This is a genomic window from Neomoorella carbonis, assembly GCF_045278715.1.
Taxonomy (GTDB): domain Bacteria; phylum Bacillota; class DSM-521; order Neomoorellales; family Neomoorellaceae; genus Neomoorella; species Neomoorella carbonis.
In genome coordinates this window covers 215,044-233,156 of sequence record NZ_CP136420.1, presented here as the reverse complement: position 1 = coordinate 233,156, position 18,113 = coordinate 215,044, and the positions used below count along the sequence as shown (strand labels likewise).

Sequence of the window (18,113 nt, the reverse complement as noted above, 5' to 3'; positions counted from 1 at the left end):
ATATCCTTTTATTTTCCGGCTGTCAATTCTTTTTCTGTTTCCACCGGATGGCGTTCCTGCCAGATTTTATCGGCAACTGCGGCCCACCGAGCGGCATTGGTATCCAGGTAGGCGCCAATGGGTCCGCTTAAAGCCGTTTCCGCTCCCTGGTGGGTAGGCCTGGCTCCCGTGGCGGCAACGATCTCCCTTAAAGCTTCGGGAACGTCGATTAAGGGGCAGGGACGCAATAAATTATCGCTGAAAGGCTGGCGCTGCTGGTAGGCCCGGAAGAGGGGCGACTGGAGCACCTCCATTAAACTTTTTTCTTTGATATTATCCAGGGAGAAGTGGATAAAGGCGCAAGGTTCTACATCCCCGCTGGCGGTAATATGGAAATAGCGGCGGCCGCCGGCGATGCAACCCAAGGTCAGCTCGCCGTCATTCCAGAAATCGGCCAGCTGCAGGCCTTTTTGGTTGCGGATATAGGCTACACGCTCCACCAGGTAGGCCCGCTGCTCGGGAGTGATCATGAGCTCAGGATTGGGTTCCCGGCCGATGGGAATGTAGTGGAAACTCCAGCCGTAAACAACACCCTTCTCCAGCAGGAAATCAATAAAGGCATCGCTGGTCACTTCCTCGACGTTTTCCCGAGTAATGGTAAGGGAAACGCCGAAAACCAGGCCTCGCTCCCTTAAGGCGTCCATGGCCTTCATGACCCGGTCAAAGACGCCTTTACCCCGGCGGGCGTCGGTGCGTTCCCGCCACCCTTCCAGGCTGATGGCCGGCGTGATATTGCCAACTTCCGCCAGGCGGTCGGCGACGGCCTCATCTATCAGCGTGCCGTTAGTGTAAAGCATGAAGGCCATATCCGGGTGCCTTTCTGCCAGTTCAAAGAGGTGGGGCCAGCGGAAGGGTTCGCCCCCGGACATGGCCATCCAGTAGATGCCCACTTCTTTGGCTTCCCGGCAGAGGCGGTCCACCAGGTCCAGTTCCAGGCTGTCATGGTGGGCATACTCCCCGGCCCAGCAGCCGTGGCAGCGCAGGTTGCAATCACTGGTGGGGTCCAGGAGGAAGAAGTTGGGGATATGGACCCCAGTCTCCTTTTCCACCTGCTGCTGGCGGGGGATACCCAGGAGCATCGCGTTTACGAACCAGTTGTAAATGAGGCGCTGTTTGACGTTGGGGTGCAGGTTAAAAAGGCGGTTCACATAGGCGTGAATGCTGGGGTTTTGCCGGTAAGCCTCCAGGACTTTGGCGATCTGCTGCTTATGTACCTCTTGGCGGGCCAGCATCCGGGCCACATGTAAGAGGCGGGGGAAATTCTCTTCTGGATTTTTTTCCATGTAATTGAATGCTTCCCGTAACACTTTCTCGGCCACGTATCTCTTGGCCAGGTCCAGGTTGGCACGCACGGCGACCATTGCTTAACCCCTCTCCTTTCCTGGTACAATTTCCTTTAGCAATGCCCAAAATCCCAAATATTATACCCAAAAGACCCAAATGACCCAACTTCATCCTACCTTAAGCATGCCGTTATGTCAAGGTAAAAGCCCGGCTTTTATGCCGGGCTTTTACCTCTTCTGGCGCCGCTGCCAGTGTAAATAGGCGTGAATAAAGGGATCAATCTGGCCATCCATAACAGCCTGGATGTTGCCTGTTTCCACCTCGGTACGGTGATCCTTCACCAGGCTGTAGGGGTGAAAGACGTAGGAACGAATCTGGTTCCCCCAGGCTATCTCCCGCTGCTCACCCCGGATCCGGGCCAGCTCCTCCTCCTGCTCCTGGCGTTTCAGGGCCGCCAGCTTGGCCTGGAGAATTTTCATGGCTGCTAGACGGTTGGCGTGTTGAGAACGCTCGTTCTGGCAGGTAACAACTATGCCAGTAGGCAGGTGGGTAATGCGCACCGCCGAGTCCGTCTTGTTGACGTGCTGGCCACCGGCACCCTGGGAGCGAAAGGTGTCGATCTTTAAATCGTCGGGATTAATGACCACTTCCTCATCGGCCGTCACCTCGGGGATAACGTCGACGGAGGCGAAGGAAGTATGCCGGCGACCGGCGGCGTCAAAGGGTGAAATGCGCACCAGGCGGTGGACGCCCTTCTCGGCCTGGAGGTAGCCGTAAGCATTCTCGCCTTTGACGAGGATGGTGGCGCTTTTAATCCCCGCCTCCTCCCCTTCCAGGTAGTCCAGGAGTTCCACCTGGTAACCATGATCTTCGGCCCAGCGGTTGTACATCCTGAGGAGCATGGCGGCCCAGTCCTGGGATTCCGTGCCCCCGGCGCCGGGGTGCAGGGAAAGGATGGCATTGTGGCTGTCATAGCGGCCGTTCAAAAGGGTGGCCAGAAGCTCTTTTTCTACCCGGCCTTCCACGGCCGCCAGTTCCCTGGCGATCTCTTCCTCCAGGGAAGTATCTTCTTCGGCCAGGGCCAGCTGCCAGAGTTCACGGACGTCGGTGTATTTTCTCTCCAGTTCCTGGTACCGGGCCAATTTTTCTTTAAGGTAGTTGAGGCGTTTCCCCACAGCCTCCGCCCGTCCCCGGTCTTCCCAGAAGCCTGGCTCGAGCATCTCCTTTTCCAGGCGTTCTATTTCTGCTGTTGCCGCTTCCAGGTCAAAGGGAAACCCTCAATTCTTCCAGCCGCCGGGCTAAATCCTCCAGGCGGCCTTTATAGTCCTGTAGCATGGTAAAATCACTCCCCAAAAATAGCTTCTTTGCTGGCTAGCTTTGTTTTCGCTCGCTCCCTGACCCTCGCGGAGCGGCCTAAGGCTCAGCCTTCGGCTCAGGCGGGGTTCCCGGCCTATTCGGCATCCTTGCCTCAAAGGCCGGCCGAAGGCCTCGCTGTCCTCGGCCCCGCCATCGCTCTCCGGCACAGCCTGCGGCCGCTTTGCCACTCGGGCCAAGTCGCTCGCTCCAAACTAAAGCTAGCCCTAATTTTCATTGTTCCTAGCGTAGGCATTAGCTCTATAAAAGTTTCCCCTCACTTCCCTGCCCCGCAGCATTTTTTGTATTTTTTGCCGCTGCCGCAGGGGCAGGGGTCGTTGCGGCCTATCTTTTGCTCCCGGCGCACCGGCTGCCGCGGGCCAGTTTCTTCTCCGGCATAACGGTTTTCTACCACGTGACGGGGCCGTTCGGTCTCCGGCTGTACAACCTTCACGCGGTAGAGATAGCGGACTACGTCTTCCTGGATGGAGGCAATCATGTCGTTAAACATCTGGTAGGCCTCAAACTTGTAGGCCACCAGGGGATCCTGCTGGCCGTAGGCCCTGAGGCCGATGCCGTGGCGCAGCTGGTCCATGGCGTCCAGGTGATCCATCCACTTGACGTCTACTACCCGCAGGAGAACCAGGCGCTCAATGGTGCGCAAATTTTCCGGGCCCAGTTCTGCTTCCCGCTGCCGGTAGGCCTCCATCGCCTTTTCCCTTAAGAACCCGTAGACTTCTTCCTTTTCCATTTCCCGGATGGCCTGGATTAACGCCTCGCGGTTGCAGTTGGGTAAAAAGAGCTGTTCGGCATAGTCCAGCATGCCGGCCAGATCCCACTCTTCGGGATACTTGCTCTCGCCGGCAAAGCGGTCGACGGTCCGGTCCACGACGGTGTTAATCATGTCTTCAATAGTTGGGCGCAGGTCCGCGCCGGTTAAAACTTCCCGCCGCTGGCGGTAAATAATCTCCCGCTGCTTATTGATGACGTCGTCATATTCCAGGACGTGCTTGCGGATGTCAAAATTATGGGCCTCCACCTTTTTCTGGGCCTGCTCCAGGGAGCGGGACACCAGCGGGTGATCGATGGGTGTCGTGTCATCCATCCCCAGGCGGTCGAGAATCCCGGTTAAACTCTCGGAGCCGAAGAGGCGCATCAAGTCGTCTTCCAGGGAGACGTAGAAGCGGCTGGAGCCGGGATCGCCCTGGCGACCGGCGCGGCCGCGCAGCTGGTTGTCAATGCGCCGGCTTTCATGGCGCTCGGTGCCGATAATGTGGAGGCCTCCCAGGGCCACAACCTTTTCCCGTTCGGCTTCTGTCTCCTTCTGGGCCTGGGCCAGGAACTCCTGGTAGACCCGGCGGGCAGCCTCTACCTCCGGGTCTTCTCCTTCCGCTTTAAACCCCGTTGCTGCGGCAATCACTTCCGGGCTAAAACCGGCCTTCCGCATCCTTTCTTTGGCCAGGGCTTCCGGGTTGCCTCCCAGAATGATATCGGTACCGCGGCCGGCCATATTGGTGGCAATGGTCACCGCGCCCAGCCGGCCGGCCTGGGCAATAATCTCGGCTTCCCTTTCATGGTACTTGGCGTTCAGCACCTGGTGGGGTATACCCCGTTTTTTTAGCATCTCGCTCAGACGTTCTGATTTTTCAATAGAAATGGTACCCACCAACACGGGCTGCCCTTTAGCATGCCGCTCGCAGATCTCGTTTACTACCGCCTCGAATTTACCCTTTTCCGTCCGGTAGACGACATCAGGGTAATCCTTGCGGATCATGGGCTTATTGGTGGGAATCACCACCACATCCAGGTTGTAAATCTTCCGGAACTCTTCTTCCTCCGTGGCTGCCGTACCCGTCATACCGGCAAGTTTACGGTACATCCGGAAGTAGTTCTGGAAGGTAATGGTTGCCAGGGTCTGGGACTCCCGTTCAATTTTGACGCCTTCCTTGGCTTCAATGGCCTGGTGCAGGCCTTCGCTGTAACGCCGGCCGAACATGAGGCGTCCGGTAAATTCATCGACGATAATAACCTGGCCGTCCTTGACCACGTAGTCCCGGTCCCTTTTCATGAGGGTGTGGGCTTTGAGGGCCTGGTTGACGTGGTGGGAAAGCTCGATGTTGGCATCGTCGTAGAGGTTGTCCACCCCCAGCATTTCTTCCACCCTGGCCACCCCGGCTTCCGTCAGGGTGGCTACTTTGGCTTTTTCGTCCACTGTATAATCTATTCCCGGCCTTAAACGGGGTATGATCCTGGCCACGGTATAATACATTTCCGTGGGCTTTTCGGCCATGCCGGAAATAATGAGGGGCGTACGGGCCTCGTCGATTAAAATGCTGTCCACCTCGTCGACAATGGCATAATTCAGCTCCCGCTGGACCATCTCCTCCGGGTGGAGGGCCATATTGTCCCGCAGGTAGTCAAAACCGAACTCGTTGTTGGTGCCGTAGGTTATATCGGCGGCATAGGCTTCCCGTCTGGCGGCCGCGTCCAGACCGTGGACAATCAGGCCCACCTTCAGCCCCAGGAAGCGGTAAATACGGCCCATCCACTCGCTGTCCCGCCGGGCCAGGTAGTCGTTGACGGTGACAATATGCACCCCCTGGCCGGTGAGGGCGTTAAGGTAGGCGGGCAGGGTGGCCACCAGCGTCTTACCTTCACCGGTCTTCATTTCGGCAATGCGACCCTGGTGGAGGACAATTCCCCCCATGAGCTGGACATCAAAGTGACGCTGGCCCAGGACCCGCCGCGAGGTTTCCCTGACCACGGCAAAGGCCTCCGGCAGCAGTTCATCCAGACTTGCGCCGTTGTCCAGCCGGCGGCGAAACTCGGCCGTTTTGGCCTGGAGGTCGCTGTCCGCAAGGGCCTGTATTTCCGGCTCCAGGGCGTTGATGGCCTCGACCTGGCGGCTTAATTTTTTTATCTCCCGGGCATTATCATCAAGCAGATTACGCAATATTCCCAGCATTATTTATGTCACCTCAATATAAAAGGAACCATGCCGGTTCCTTTCCATAAAGGATAAACCTTATCGTTTATATTGTAACACGAATCGGTTCCAGGAGCAATTAAGGTTTGGCCTGGCCTGTGGAATTTTTATCTTTCCAGCCTGTATCCACAAGAGCGACACTTAAGGGCCTTCAGGATAGCCTCAGCGGCGGCCTGGCGGTCATCCCCTTTAACCAGGGCCACACCGGCCAGGTATTCATATCCTGCCTGACTAACTAAAACAATTACGCACACGACGGCCCGGCGATGAGCTACTTCCACCAGCACCAGGTCTTCCAGGGCCAGATGCCACATGCCGCAGCTCGACTTTTCAATGGCATTCAGGGTAGCATCTGCCACCAGCCAGAGATGACGCGCCGGTGTATTGGGCCCGCAGGCATACCCCTGGTAAATAGCACCACCAAAAACGGCTTCCAGCTCAACTGTCGCCTCGGCTTCCAGGCCCCGGGTAAAGAAATTTATGCTCACAACGCGCAGGGGTATACATGTTGCCCGGTAAGGGGCCTTAGCTTCAGCCACCTCTCCCGTTAACTCCCGTTCATCTACCTGGACTACACTGATTTTTTTATGGTCAACGGTAACTCCCAGCTGAATAAGAAGGGCCGATTCTACGTCGCGGACAATCTGCTTGGGATTACGGTTGCTCGCGGCCATGATATGTATTTCGCTGATAGTCCCATCTGGAGCTGTTACCAGCCGCGCTCCCAGGACATCCTTTATCTGACAAATTACCCTTTCATAAGCGGCAACTTCCGGTGCCTGCTTCGCCTCCGTCAAATCCCTCACCTATCTCTCTAATTTCCGGATCTATAATTCGCGGGCGGGATAAAATTCCCTGCTACACAAGGGAAAAATATGGACAAAAAAAAGAGATATGGTTAAAATGCGACCAATATCTCCCAAAATCTTCAAATGTCTTTTGTTATTGTATTAATATTCCGGCTCAATTAAACCGTAGTTACCATCCCGGCGGCGGTAAAGGACGTTAACCTCTTCCGTTTCCGCATTGGAAAAGACAAAGAAATTATGTCCCAGCAAGTTCATCTGCAGGATGGCTTCTTCCACCGGCATGGGTTTGATGGGAAAGCGCTTGGTCCTGATTAATTTCGGTTCGGAAGTGGCTTCTTCTGGATTTTCGGCCGGTAATTCCTTTAAGGTGCCGTTCTTCAGCTTCCTGGCCAGTTTGGTTTTATATTTTTCAATCTGCTTTTCCAGCTTTTCCACTACCAGGTCAACAGAGCCGTACATGTCACCGGTGGCCTCTTCCCCCCGCAGCAGGTAACCATTGAGGGGAATAGTTACTTCCACAACATGGGAGTCCCGATTCACCGATAGATTAACCTGGACTTCCTCCACTCCTTCCAGGTACCGCTCAATTTTGCCCAGCCTTTTTTCGATATACTGTTTTAAGGCGTCGGTTACCGGAAAGTTTTTGCCGCGGATGATGATTTCCATCCTTCCCAAAGCACTCCTTTCTGGTCCGTATAGATATTATTCCCCACAGGAGGGCAAATTCCTGCCGCCCGCCTTTAAAATACCAGCAAGGCCCCGGCACAAGCCGGGGCCTGGTAGGCTACAGTTTAATCACATTGGCTGCCTGGGGACCGCGGGGCCCTTCGACAATGTCAAATTCCACCGCCTGCCCCTCAGTCAGGGTTTTAAAACCTTCGCCCTGGATGGCGGAGAAGTGCACGAAGACGTCCTTGCCGTCTTCCTTTTCAATAAAACCGTAACCTTTCTCCGGGCTAAACCATTTAACCTTGCCGAGCATTATATCAGCATTCCTCCTAAAATATTCTCCCTTGAGGCCGGGAGCACCCTCAAGCAATTCCATCTTAACATGGTTATAGTTGGCTGTCAAATATCACCCTTAACTGATTTTGCCATTTTTTGGATGTCGAAATCAGCTTTCGTAAACTTGTTTAGTGGTCTCCAAACCTGTGGATAAAGTGGATAACCCTGTTAATAAGTTGCAATCTCTGCCCTGGAACTGTGGACGGAGATGTGGAAGGCCTAAAATTTTGTCGAGGTAAGTATTTGCTATAGCTAACTATGCTGAAAAGAAGGGAAGATTTTCGATCCCCGTAGCCAGGGTAACCACAGCCACACCGGCGGCTCCCGCAGCCAGCAGGGCACGGGTACAGGCGCTGGCCGTTGCCCCGGTGGTCAGGACATCATCCACCAGGAGCAAGCGGCGCCCTGTTATTTTACCCGGTGCTGCTACCTGGAAAGCGCCGGCCAAATTCTGCCACCTGGACCTCCGGGAAAGGTTGACCTGGGGCGCTGTTTCCCTGATCCTGAATAATACATCCCCGTCAACCGGCAGGCCCAGTTCCCGCCCCAGGACCAGGGCCAGGAGCTCAGCCTGGTTAAAGGCCCGCACCCGCAGGCGGGCACGGGTGAGGGGGACCGGGATTACCAGGTCAGGACGCCCCGGCCCCAGCTCCCTGACAACTACCCCGGCCAAAAGGTGTCCCAGGGGGATAGCCAGGGAGCGACGACCCTGGTACTTGAAGGCCCAGATCATTTCTTTCAATAACCCCTGGTAAGGGCCTGCAGCCCGGGCCCTCTGGAAGGGGGGCAACTCCTCCCGGCACTGAGAACAGGCCGCCTCCTTTCCCAGCGGCAGAAGGCGGCCGCAGTAAAGGCAGGGACGATAGTGCTGCCGCCAGGCCAGGAGCTGCTGCCGGCAGCCGGTACAAAAGCCTCCCCCGGGTGCCGGCCGGCCGCACCAAACACAGGATTTAAGCCGGGGAAAGAGCCAGGAGAAAAGCATCAGACGCCTCCCCTCACTTCTCTTCAGCCTGCAAGTATCCCCGCCGGCGGGCGAGATGGTTGAACTCCTGGATCTGGCGGCGGGCTGCGGCCATGGCCGGGCTAATGCGCCTGGCCAGAAACCATACCCGACCGGTGGGGTAGACCGGTGAACGACCGACGCGCCCGGCCATCTGGATCAGGGTATTGACAGTAAAAACCCTTTCTTCATCAGCATAAAGCACCAGGACATTAAGGCGAGGAATGGTAATCCCCCGCTCCATAACAGTAGTCGCCACCAAAACGGAAAACTCTCCCCGGCGAAAGGCGGCGATAATTGCATCCCGCCTGGGGTGGGCGGCATAACAACCCTGCACCCAGGGCCGGTTGGGGTCCGGCCCCGGGCGTTCCTGTAAGAGCCAGGCAGCTACTTCTTCTACCAGTTTAACAGCCGGGACAAATATAATAAGCCGGGCATTTTCCGCCATGGTCTGGTCCAAACAATTGACCAGGATGCGGGGGAGGGGCCTGGCACCAGGCTGGCTTAAAAAAGGATCCCGGAGGATTTCCGGTACCGGCAGGGGATGGCCGTGGTGCCTGGCCGGCAGGTAAATCACCTTCACCTGCCGGCGCCTCACCCGGTCTACCAGCCCGGGCGGTGGGGTAGCGGTCAATAACAGGGCTTGGCCGTCTTCCCGACGGGCCCGTTCAACAGCATAATAAAGCATGGGGTCCTCGGATAGGGGAAAGGCATCGACTTCATCGAGTATTACCAGGTCAAAACGGCGGTAAAAGCGTAAGGATTGGTGAGTGGTAGCCAGGATAATGTCAGCCTCGCCGAATTTACCCGGACTCCCGCCATAGAGAGCAAGGATACGCAGCTCCGGCCAGATAGATGTTAGCCGTGCCTGCAGCTCCCGGATTATCTCCCGGCGGGGACAGGCATAAAGAATGGTTTTCCCCAGGCTCAAAGCCGCGGCAATAGTTCCGCAGGCCACCTCCGTTTTACCGGCGCCGCAGGCGGCCCAGAGTAAACACTCCTTTTCCCTTCCCCGGAAAACAAAGTTTTCTGCTTCCCGGTAGGCGTCCACCTGGGCCGGTGTCAGGGGAAACTTGAGACGGGGACGGGCATCCAAGCCGGGCCTTCCCGTTGCCCGCCGGGCCGGCCAGGGACGGGCATACAGGGGGCGGCAACGGCGGGCCTGTCCCATGGTAAGGCACCCTTCACAGACAAGGCAGTCCCCACTCCCGCAGGCACTGCAGGCTACCTTTAATAACCTTGAGGCCTGGCCACAACGCCGGCAGCGGGGCTCACCATTGGGGTCATAACCAACTCCCGGCAGGAGGGTTACCTCCCCCGCCAGGTAGAGCCAGTGAAGAAGGTCTTCCAGGGGAGTAGTTACTGCCTCTTTCTTTTCCGCCAGGGCCATGGCTATTTCTTCCCGCCAGAGGATCCGGCCGGCCAGGTTTTTTTGCACCAGGGCCAGCTCTGCTTGCGCCGGCGCCGGGCGGGGGGAGGGCAAGTCATTAACCGGCAAAGGCCAGGGAGGCAGGCCCAGTTTCAACCGGGCTTTGTTTATCAGGGCCCTGGCCTCCTGCCACGGTGGCTCCCCTTTTAAAGGCAGATAGCGCTGCAACCATGCGCATAAAAAAGCCGCCGTACCCAGGGGTAATGGCGGCGTTAACAACGCGAAGTGCCGGTAGCCGTATTGCAGCCAGAAGGTACGGTCCAGCCCGGGGTTATGGCTGATCCCTACCCGGCCGGACCGGTCTCCCCAGACCAGGTACACAACCCCCAGCCAGCAAAAAACCGGCGCATAACTCCCCTCCACCGTCAACCCGCCCTCCTCGGAAATAAAGCGAAATGATTCCTTTGAAAAAGTTCTCTCACAGGCTTCTTCAAAACAAGCGGGTTTAAGGCCCGGCTTCGGTTTTTATCAGCCGGTACGGGCAGACGCTGTTGCGCCCCCTGGTCTTGGCCTGGTAAAGGGCAAGATCGGCCCGGGCGACCAGTTCCTCCTTAGTAAGCCCGTCTTCTGGCCAGACGGCCATGCCGGTACTTACTGTCAGGCGAACGGGCGCCCCTTCTTTATTGAAGCTATGTTCAGCTATGGCCCGGCGTATTCTTTCCGCCACCTGAAGGCCCCCCCGGTAGTCGGTACCGGGCAGAATAATGGCGAATTCTTCGCCGCCGAAGCGGGTGACAATATCCTGTTCCCGGGTGTGTTCTTTTAAGATGGCCGCTATCTCCGCCAGCACGCGGTTACCAACCAGGTGGCCGTAAGAGTCGTTGATTTCTTTGAAATGATCAACATCCACCATTAAAACAGCGAGGAACCGCACCTGTTGCTGGGGGCTTAACAACCGCTCCAGGCTCTGCTCAAAGTAGCGATAATTAAAAAGCCCGGTCAAGTCGTCGGTCACGGCCATTAACTCCACAGCAGCCAGCTGGGAAAGGGAGCGTTTATATTCCCGACGCCAGTGGTCCACCTCGGCCTGCAGGGAAGAAACCTTAAGAGCTTCCTCGAACATTTTGAGCCAGGCGAAAAAGCAAAAACCTGCCAGGGTAATCCAGCCTCCCCAGAGGGCCAGGGAATTACTGTTTAATGGCAGCCCAGCCTTAATATACCAGTACAGTCCAAGAAATAGAACCATCACCAGGCCTGCAACAACAACCTGCTTCTGGCCCAGGTAAAGGGGCACTAGCAGGGGCAAAAGCAGCAGGAAAGGAAAAAGATGGGTACCCGCCCCGCCCCCGGCAAATAACCAGCTGCCGGCCAGGACGAGGTTGACTCCCAGGAGGAAGAATTGCCCCTGCCGGCTTCTAAAAAAGGTTCTGGTTACCAGGACCAGACCGTTGATTATACTCCAGCTTAAACCCCACCAGACAGCCGGGCCCGGTGGACCTGCCAGGGTTAAAAGTACCCCTCCCACCGTCAGGGTTAAACCCGCCAGCCACCCCTCCCGGCTGCGCCCTACGTTCATGAATCCGCTCTCCTTAAACTTGACTCTGGCAGTCTATTTCGCCACCAGGGTTATTTTTTCCTTCCGTCAATTTATTTTTTTAGGCAGGTCCGGCAGATCCTGGTCCAGGTAGAATTAAAATCTCGTTCTGTCCGAATATCTAAAAAATACGCCTGCCGCCCGCCAACGCCAACCGTAAATTCCAGCGTTAAAAGCGCTTCTTCCCGGGCGTAAATTACCCGGAAAAAGGGATAGGGATAAAAAAAATGGCGCAAGATAGCAAGAGACGCCTTTGCCTGAGCATCAATAATCACCACTAACCTCCATGGCAAACCGTACCAGTAGCACCACCACCAGAAACGACGCAAGATCCCTTCGAGAAATTCTTCCTGGTTACCCACTAGCAGGGCCAGGGATGGATAGTTTACGGTTAATTCTTTTTGCTGCCGCCAGAACGACCCATAGGCCAGGACCAGGAAGACAACAGCAGACAGCAAGATTACCGGTGCCTGGTAGCCCACGTCACTCACCCCTGCTCCATCCTATGCGGCAGGGGTAGCCTGTGGTGAAAGGAGGTGATCTAGATGCCGGCCGCCAGCGATGCCTGCCTGCGCTGTGGCGCTTCTTTAAGCTTTATGGAGCGCTTCGGCCTGGAAAATGCCGTTGAAGTTCCCGGCAAAGGGGCATTATGTCCCAGCTGTTACCGGGAACTTTCGGCCGACGAATATAACAGGTACTTTAAAGCTTAAGGGCGGAAATTATGTCTTCCTGGAAGAGATGGAGGCGCTCGTCACCGGGTGCCTCCACATATAAACGCAGGAGAGGTTCCGTGCCCGACGGCCGGAGCAAGATCCAGCTGCCGTCAGCCAGGAGGAATTTAACCCCGTCAACTGCCAGGCGCCCGGTCACCGGGACGCCGGCAATTTTGGCCGGGGTAAAATCCGGCAGTTCCTTTAAAACCCGCGCTTTGACATCCGGGGCTACCTTGAGGTCCAGCCGCCGGCTGACCAGCCGGCCGTGGCGCTCCTGTAAATCCGCCAGGATACTTTTAAGGCTGCGTCCCTGGACGGCCCGGAGCTCGGCGACCAGGGCCGTGGCCAGGATGCCGTCCTTTTCCGGGATGTGGCCGCGGATACTCAATCCCCCGCTCTCTTCGCCCCCCAGGATACAATCATGCTTCCTCAGGGCCTCGCCGATATATTTAAATCCAACCGGGGTTTCAATAACTTTCAGGCCATGGGCCGCGGCCAGGCGATCCAGGTTATGGGTGGTAGCTACCGTCCGGGCTACCGGTCCCCGGTATTGCCGGTGGAAGATCAGGTGGGCCAGGACCAGGTAAAGGACTTCATTGGCCGTAAGATACGTACCGTCCCCGTCGACAACACCGAAGCGGTCGGCATCGCCGTCGAGGGCCAGCCCCAGGTCGGCTCCCGTTTCGCGCACCTGCCAGGCCAGCTCACTTAAACCGCGGGCGCTGGGATCAGGCAGGGAACCGCCGAAAAGGGGGTCACGGTAGTTATGGATGGTATGTACCTGGCAGCCGGCCCGCTGCAAAAATTCATCCAGATAGTCGAGCCCCGCGCCATACAGGGGGTCGACGACAACTTTTAACCTGGCCTGCTTGATGGCTGCCACGTCAACTAAACCCTGCAGGTATTCCAGGTAGGCTTCCCGGGGTTCTAATTCCTTTACCAGCCCCCTTTGCCTGGCTTCCTCCAGTTCCAGGCGTTTAATATTACCTCCTGCCATTACAGCCGCTATTTCTTTTTCAATGGCTTCGGTGATCGCCGGCACGGCCGGCCCGGCATAATCGGGTATAAACTTGAGCCCGCAGTAAGCAGGGGGGTTATGGCTGGCCGTAAGCATTAATGCGCCTAAAGCCCCATTTTTTTTAATAGCCCAAGCCGTAACGGGTGTTGGTACGGCCCGGGAAGGCAGGTAAACGGTAAAACCGTTACCCGTCAATACTTCGGCTGCAGCAGCGGCAAATTCCGGTGCCAGGAAACGGTTATCATAACCGATAACAACTTCCCCCGGCCCTTTTTCACCCCGCAGGTAATTAGCTACGGCCTGGGTAACCAGGCGGACATTGGCAAAAGTGAATTCCTCGGCGATGATCGCCCGCCACCCATCGGTACCAAATTTGATGGTCATTACCACCACCTCCGAAGATAACTTTGTCACAGGCTGACATTTTCCGGCTCGTTCCGTATCCTCGCGGAAGCGGCCTGAGGCTTTAGGATGGCCTATCCTGTTCTTCCTTCTCCTGCTTCACCGGGCTTTCCGGAGCGTCGGTAATATCCACCGGGTTGATTATGTCGTCTTCTTTCAAATTGACATAGAGGGAGCCGTCGCTCCTTAGAACGGCATAGTCAACCTGGCTGATATCCTGGACCCCCTGGGCCTGGAGCTGCTGGATGAGCCACTTTTCATCCAGTTTATTTTGCTTCAGGTTCTGGAAGAGGATCTCCCCATCCATAATCAGTTCCGTCGGTATCCCCTCGTACTGGGTCGGCAGCTGGAGATCGGCCGGTGTCAGGGGGCGTTTCTGGGATTTCAGCAAAACACTCAGGTCGCCGTCAGGCTCAAGAATAGCATATTCCACATCGGCAATATCAAATACATTTTTTTGCCGCAGCTGCATGGCCAGCTCATCAAAATTATACCGCATTTTTTTCATATTTCCTTCCAGGATTTTACCGTTATGCACGACTACAGTAGGTTCGCCGGAAATAAGCTTGCGGGCCGGCCGGCTGACCAGAACGGCATAACCGGCCGCCCAGGTAAGAAAGGCAAAAAGGGTAAGGCCCAGGAAGTGCATCCCTGTACGTCTGGGTTCGATGTCAGTGGCCAGCACGGCAGCTATACTGCCAAAGGTGATGCCGTTAATGTACTCAAAAAAGGTCAGCTGGCCGATCTGTTGTTTGCCGAGAATCCTGGTGTAGATCAGGATGGCCGCAAAGGCCAGGATGGTCTGGAGAAATACCTCGAGGTACTCCACGAATTGAACCCCCCTAACTTAAGTAAGTTTAAAGTAATTCTCGCTTGTGGAGATAAAAAAGGAGGCCAATGCCGGCCACGATAAAAGCCAGGATTAAGAGCGCCTCAATGAGCAAGTCGTTCATCTGTATTCCCCCGTTACGCCAAGACTTCATTTCCGTATTATTTCCCAATAAGCTCCATAAATGCAAAAAGGCCGCGAGTTTAAGCTCGCGACCCTGTCAGTATCGTTCTACGGCACCATGGTATTTACCCGCTGCTGCAGGGCGGCCAGGCGCTGCTGCGCCCCTTCGATTTCTTGCTGCAGGGGTGCCAGGCGGCTGTCGACGGCTTCCTGGACGTAACTCCGGGTAACCACCGGGTCAGCCTGCAGCCCGGCCGTAGGGGCCGTCGCACCAGCGCTGCTCGCCAGGCCGAGGGCCAGAACCAGGAGGAGAATAACAACGAGTAAATAATAGTGGCGCACAGCCATCACCTCACCCCTACAATATATGCAAAGAATTATGCCGGGCCTTAACCCTGGTGAGGTGCCCTCTACCAAGAACCCCCAGTTTATCGCAACCCACCAGGATTATCACGGCCAGGCCCACCAGGATAAGCATACCCTGATCCGTGGCCAGCCTGGTAAGGAGTACAGCACTGCCCCCCAGGCAGGCATCCACCAGGTAGATGACACCGACGGCCTGGCGCTGGGTTAAACCCTGGGCCAGCAGGCAGTGGTGCAGGTGGCCTTTGTCGGGGGCAAAGATAGGTCGGTGGTTGAGAAAGCGACGGATAATGGCCAGAGTGGTGTCCAGGATAGGTAAACCTAAGATGACTACCGGTATAAAGAGGGATAACACTGTCGCGCTCTTGGTCAGGCCGATGGTCGCCAGGGCCGCCAGGTTGAAGCCCAAAAACATGGAGCCGCTGTCGCCCATGAAAATCCGTGCCGGGTGAAAGTTAAAGGGCAGAAAGCCCAGCACACTGGCCGCCAGGGCCAGGGAAAGAAGGGCTACAACCACTTCTCCGTTAAGCCAGGCCACCACGGCAATGGTCACGGCGGCGATAAAGGAAGTCCCGGCGGCCAGGCCATCCAGGCCGTCCACCAGGTTTAAAGCATTGGTAACGCCTACTATCCAAAAAATAGTTACGGGAATGGCCAGTTTGCCCAGGATAAAAAGCCCGTCAAAGGGGTTGGTGAGAAATTCCACCCGCACCCCGAAGGCTACCAGAATGGCTGCGGCGACAATTTGACCCATTAATTTCAGCCTGGGACTTATATTTTTAATATCATCGACCAGCCCCACCAGCATGATAAAGGTACCGCCCAGCAAGAGGCCCAGGTATTTCTCCCCATGGTAACCGAGTAAGTAAAAGGCTGCCAGAAAACCGGCGTAGATGGCCACGCCTCCCAGCCGGGGCATGAGGGTGCGGTGAACTTTACGCGCATCGGGTTTATCGACAGCCCCCAGGCGGGGCGCCACCCGGCAAAGTACAGGTGTAAGCCAAAAACTAATTACCCCCGCTAGAGCAAGGGCCAGGATATTCACCGGCGGTTCCTCCTCCGAAAATAACTTTGTTGCAGGCTGGCACTGTCACGTACCAAACTACTCTATCTTTTCTCCCACAGCAAAAAGCAGTTCCCCTTCAGCCGCCAGTTCTTCCTCCACCCAGGCGCGGCCGTAGCCTTTGCCTACCCGTCCTTTGAGCTTAATAATCTCCGTCTCCAGCTTTAAAACATCGCCTGGAACTACCTGGCGGCGGAATCGAACCCCGTCCATGCCGCCAAAAAGGACCACCCGCCCCTGGAATTCGGGAAGGCTCAACAGGGCCACCGCCCCGACCTGGGCCAGGGCCTCCATGATTAAAACCCCGGGCATTACCGGCTGCCCGGGAAAATGGCCGCTAAAATACCATTCGTTGCCGCTGACGTTTTTTTGTCCTACCGCCCGCCGGCCTGCCTCTACTGCCAAGATGCGGTCAACCAGCAGAAATGGATAGCGGTGCGGTAATACTTTCTGAATTGCCGTCAGGTCCATGACGTCACTTCGCTTTTAGGTCTTTTAATTTGGATAGTATTAGTAGTTCTATTCGCCATTTATCCCCATATTCCTGCTTGTCTAAAAAACCCTTTGCCACCGGCGGCGGAGCATAGTGCTGATAAAATTAACCTCTTCGATCTGCAATAGCAGGGCCAGGCCCCAGAAGATGAATATCCCGGCGGCTATTAACCCGGTTAACCGGATAAATAAACCCGGCAAGGGCTGTGACAGGGAAAAAACACCCAGTCCCCTCCCCGCCAGCCAGACCAGCAGGCCCATTGCTGCTGCTGCCAGGCCGGTGCGCAGCGTAGAGCCCAGCAGGGCAACCGCCTTTAGCTCCGGCAGGCGGCGATACAGGGCCAGGTAAAGCATCAGGGCATAGAGGCTGGCAGCCAGGGAATTGGCCAGGGCCAGGCCGCCATGTCCCAGGTACGGTACCAGCAGGTAGCTGAAAAGGATATTTAACGCTACGGAGCAAAGGCCCGTTGTTACCGGAACGACTACTTCCTGGAGGGCATAGAAGGCCCGGGTCAGTATGGGATGCATGGCCTGGGCCAGGAGGCCCAGGGAATAAAATAAAACTGCCACTGCTGTCATGGCCGTTGCCAGGGGATCAAAGGCCCCCCGCTCAAAAACCAGCCGTACCAGGGGTTCCCGGAGGACAATGAGCCCGGCAGCAGCCGGCAAGATAGTCAGGGCCACCAACCCCAGACCCCGGTCCACCAGGTGGGCCATTTCCCGGCGGTCCTGCCGGGCCGCCTGCTCGGCCAGGGAAGGAAAAACGGCGGTGGTAACGCTGGCCACAAAGATACCCAGGGGTAAAGTTACCAGGCGATTACCGAAGTCCAGAGCCGTAATACTCCCCGCTGCCAGCCGGGAGGCAAAAAAGCGGTTTGTGGCCAAGTATAGCTGGACCACCGCCAGGCTTAAAGATACCGGCAACAGGTGGCGGCCTATTTTTTGCACTGCCGGGTGATGGGAAAGCAAGCGCCACGTGTAGCGAAACTGCAAACGCGGTAAATCGGGGAGCTGTATAGCCAGGTAAGCGGCAAAACTTAATACTGTCCCTACAGCCAGGCCGGTGATGCCAAAGGTTTGCCCGGCCAGGACTGCGGTAGCAATGATGACCACGTTGCTGACCGCCGGCGCCAGGGCCGGGGAGGTAAAGATATAGCCGGCGTTTAAAATGCCGCTGATGAGCATCCCTGTGCCCATAAAGGGCAGGGAGAGGAACATGATGCGGGTAAGCTTCACTGTCAGGCCATAAACAGGTGCTGTAAATCCGGGGGCCAGGATCTGGACGAGCCAGGGAGCCAGGCCGGCGCCGGCAACCGCCAGCAGGGTCATGATTAAAAACGTCCAGTTGCCGACAGCGCTGGCTACCGCCCAGGCCTGGTCGCGGTCATTCTGGACCAGGTAAGCAGTCACTACCGGCACCATCACCGTGACGAAGGCCATCCCCAGGATGGTCTGGAGGAAAAAAGGAATAGTATAGGCTACCAGGTAGGCGTCGGTAGCCGGGCCGGCGCCAAAACGGGCGGCAATGCTGGCATCGCGGACAAAACCCAGCACCCGGCTCAACAGGTTCAAAAGCAGGACAATACTCGCCGCCCTCGCCATGCGGGCCACCGGTGTCCCTGCCGGTCCCCGGGTATACTTGCCGTTACTTTTTGCTGCCATTTTATCTGG

17 protein-coding genes are annotated in these 18,113 nt (G+C 56.5%); 1 reads left to right on the top strand and 16 read right to left on the bottom strand.

Going from position 1 to position 18,113, the window contains the following annotated elements:
• Window positions 1-8 precede the first annotated feature (8 nt).
• From MCACP_RS01225 to MCACP_RS01180, 10 genes are all read right to left on the bottom strand, one after another.
• Window positions 9-1,400, bottom strand: coding sequence for a radical SAM protein (locus tag MCACP_RS01225; protein WP_406677583.1), 1,392 nt, complete (start codon window positions 1,398-1,400; stop codon window positions 9-11).
• 150 nt (window positions 1,401-1,550) lie between these two features.
• A protein-coding gene (gene prfB, locus MCACP_RS01220) for a peptide chain release factor 2 (RefSeq protein ID WP_406677582.1) occupies window positions 1,551-2,658 on the bottom strand; the annotation gives its coding sequence in 2 pieces (ribosomal slippage) (window positions 1,551-2,588 and window positions 2,590-2,658; 1,107 coding nt in all).
• 295 nt (window positions 2,659-2,953) lie between these two features.
• Window positions 2,954-5,641, bottom strand: coding sequence for a preprotein translocase subunit SecA (secA, locus tag MCACP_RS01215; RefSeq protein WP_406677581.1), 2,688 nt, complete (start codon window positions 5,639-5,641; stop codon window positions 2,954-2,956).
• Window positions 5,642-5,769: 128 nt separating this feature from the next.
• Window positions 5,770-6,468, bottom strand: coding sequence for a hypothetical protein (locus tag MCACP_RS01210; RefSeq protein WP_406677580.1), 699 nt, complete (start codon window positions 6,466-6,468; stop codon window positions 5,770-5,772).
• A gap of 144 nt (window positions 6,469-6,612) precedes the next feature.
• Window positions 6,613-7,137: a ribosome hibernation-promoting factor, HPF/YfiA family gene (gene hpf / locus MCACP_RS01205; protein ID WP_406677579.1), complete on the bottom strand. Its 525-nt coding sequence runs from the start codon at window positions 7,135-7,137 to the stop codon at window positions 6,613-6,615.
• A gap of 118 nt (window positions 7,138-7,255) precedes the next feature.
• A complete protein-coding gene (locus MCACP_RS01200) occupies window positions 7,256-7,453 on the bottom strand; it encodes a cold shock domain-containing protein (protein ID WP_406677578.1) in 198 nt (65 codons plus the stop codon).
• 279 nt (window positions 7,454-7,732) lie between these two features.
• Entirely contained in the window at window positions 7,733-8,458 is a 726-nt protein-coding gene (locus MCACP_RS01195) for a ComF family protein (RefSeq protein WP_406677577.1), read from the bottom strand.
• 13 nt (window positions 8,459-8,471) lie between these two features.
• On the bottom strand, window positions 8,472-10,268 hold the full coding sequence (locus MCACP_RS01190; protein ID WP_406678648.1) for a helicase-related protein: 1,797 nt from the start codon (window positions 10,266-10,268) through the stop codon (window positions 8,472-8,474).
• Window positions 10,269-10,350: 82 nt separating this feature from the next.
• Entirely contained in the window at window positions 10,351-11,421 is a 1,071-nt protein-coding gene (locus MCACP_RS01185; protein ID WP_406677576.1) for a sensor domain-containing diguanylate cyclase, read from the bottom strand.
• A 71-nt stretch (window positions 11,422-11,492) separates the two neighbouring features.
• A complete protein-coding gene (locus MCACP_RS01180) occupies window positions 11,493-11,930 on the bottom strand; it encodes a hypothetical protein (protein WP_406677575.1) in 438 nt (145 codons plus the stop codon).
• A gap of 54 nt (window positions 11,931-11,984) precedes the next feature.
• Between MCACP_RS01180 and MCACP_RS01175 the strand changes: the two genes are divergently transcribed.
• The gene (locus MCACP_RS01175) at window positions 11,985-12,149 is read left to right on the top strand and encodes a hypothetical protein (protein ID WP_172613453.1); all 165 of its coding nucleotides are present in this window, start codon (window positions 11,985-11,987) and stop codon (window positions 12,147-12,149) included.
• Here the strand turns inward: MCACP_RS01175 and MCACP_RS01170 are convergent.
• The 6 genes from MCACP_RS01170 to murJ all read right to left on the bottom strand — a co-directional run bounded on the left by MCACP_RS01170 (window position 12,139) and on the right by murJ (window position 18,104).
• Window positions 12,139-13,554, bottom strand: coding sequence for a phosphoglucomutase/phosphomannomutase family protein (locus MCACP_RS01170; protein ID WP_406677574.1), 1,416 nt, complete (start codon window positions 13,552-13,554; stop codon window positions 12,139-12,141). The two genes, MCACP_RS01175 and MCACP_RS01170, sit on opposite strands and share 11 nt — an antisense overlap.
• An 82-nt stretch (window positions 13,555-13,636) precedes the next feature.
• Window positions 13,637-14,401, bottom strand: a complete 765-nt coding sequence (locus MCACP_RS01165) for a DUF421 domain-containing protein (RefSeq protein WP_406677573.1) — start codon at window positions 14,399-14,401, stop codon at window positions 13,637-13,639.
• Between the two features lie 231 nt (window positions 14,402-14,632).
• Window positions 14,633-14,875 carry a hypothetical protein gene (locus MCACP_RS01160; protein WP_406677572.1) on the bottom strand — a complete coding sequence of 81 codons (243 nt, stop codon included), beginning with the start codon at window positions 14,873-14,875 and terminating at the stop codon, window positions 14,633-14,635.
• 7 nt (window positions 14,876-14,882) lie between these two features.
• Window positions 14,883-15,932: a glycosyltransferase family 4 protein gene (locus MCACP_RS01155; RefSeq protein WP_406677571.1), complete on the bottom strand. Its 1,050-nt coding sequence runs from the start codon at window positions 15,930-15,932 to the stop codon at window positions 14,883-14,885.
• 57 nt (window positions 15,933-15,989) lie between these two features.
• Window positions 15,990-16,421 carry a 3-hydroxyacyl-ACP dehydratase FabZ gene (fabZ, locus tag MCACP_RS01150; RefSeq protein ID WP_406677570.1) on the bottom strand — a complete coding sequence of 144 codons (432 nt, stop codon included), beginning with the start codon at window positions 16,419-16,421 and terminating at the stop codon, window positions 15,990-15,992.
• An 81-nt stretch (window positions 16,422-16,502) separates the two neighbouring features.
• The gene (murJ, locus tag MCACP_RS01145) at window positions 16,503-18,104 is read right to left on the bottom strand and encodes a murein biosynthesis integral membrane protein MurJ (RefSeq protein WP_406677569.1); all 1,602 of its coding nucleotides are present in this window, start codon (window positions 18,102-18,104) and stop codon (window positions 16,503-16,505) included.
• Between the last annotated feature and the right edge of the window lie 9 nt (window positions 18,105-18,113).

Bases quoted from the DNA above. Each gene is read 5' to 3' on its own strand.
- MCACP_RS01225 (WP_406677583.1), bottom strand. From the start codon at position 1,400: ATGGTCGCCGTGCGTGCCAACCTGGACCTGGCCAAGAGATACGTGGCC.
- secA (WP_406677581.1), bottom strand. From the start codon at position 5,641: ATGCTGGGAATATTGCGTAATCTGCTTGATGATAATGCCCGGGAGATA.
- hpf (WP_406677579.1), bottom strand. From the start codon at position 7,137: ATGGAAATCATCATCCGCGGCAAAAACTTTCCGGTAACCGACGCCTTA.
- MCACP_RS01200 (WP_406677578.1), bottom strand. From the start codon at position 7,453: ATGCTCGGCAAGGTTAAATGGTTTAGCCCGGAGAAAGGTTACGGTTTT.
- MCACP_RS01195 (WP_406677577.1), bottom strand. From the start codon at position 8,458: ATGCTTTTCTCCTGGCTCTTTCCCCGGCTTAAATCCTGTGTTTGGTGC.
- MCACP_RS01185 (WP_406677576.1), bottom strand. From the start codon at position 11,421: ATGAACGTAGGGCGCAGCCGGGAGGGGTGGCTGGCGGGTTTAACCCTG.
- MCACP_RS01175 (WP_172613453.1), top strand. From the start codon at position 11,985: ATGCCGGCCGCCAGCGATGCCTGCCTGCGCTGTGGCGCTTCTTTAAGC.
- MCACP_RS01170 (WP_406677574.1), bottom strand. From the start codon at position 13,554: ATGACCATCAAATTTGGTACCGATGGGTGGCGGGCGATCATCGCCGAG.
- fabZ (WP_406677570.1), bottom strand. From the start codon at position 16,421: ATGGACCTGACGGCAATTCAGAAAGTATTACCGCACCGCTATCCATTT.
- murJ (WP_406677569.1), bottom strand. From the start codon at position 18,104: ATGGCAGCAAAAAGTAACGGCAAGTATACCCGGGGACCGGCAGGGACA.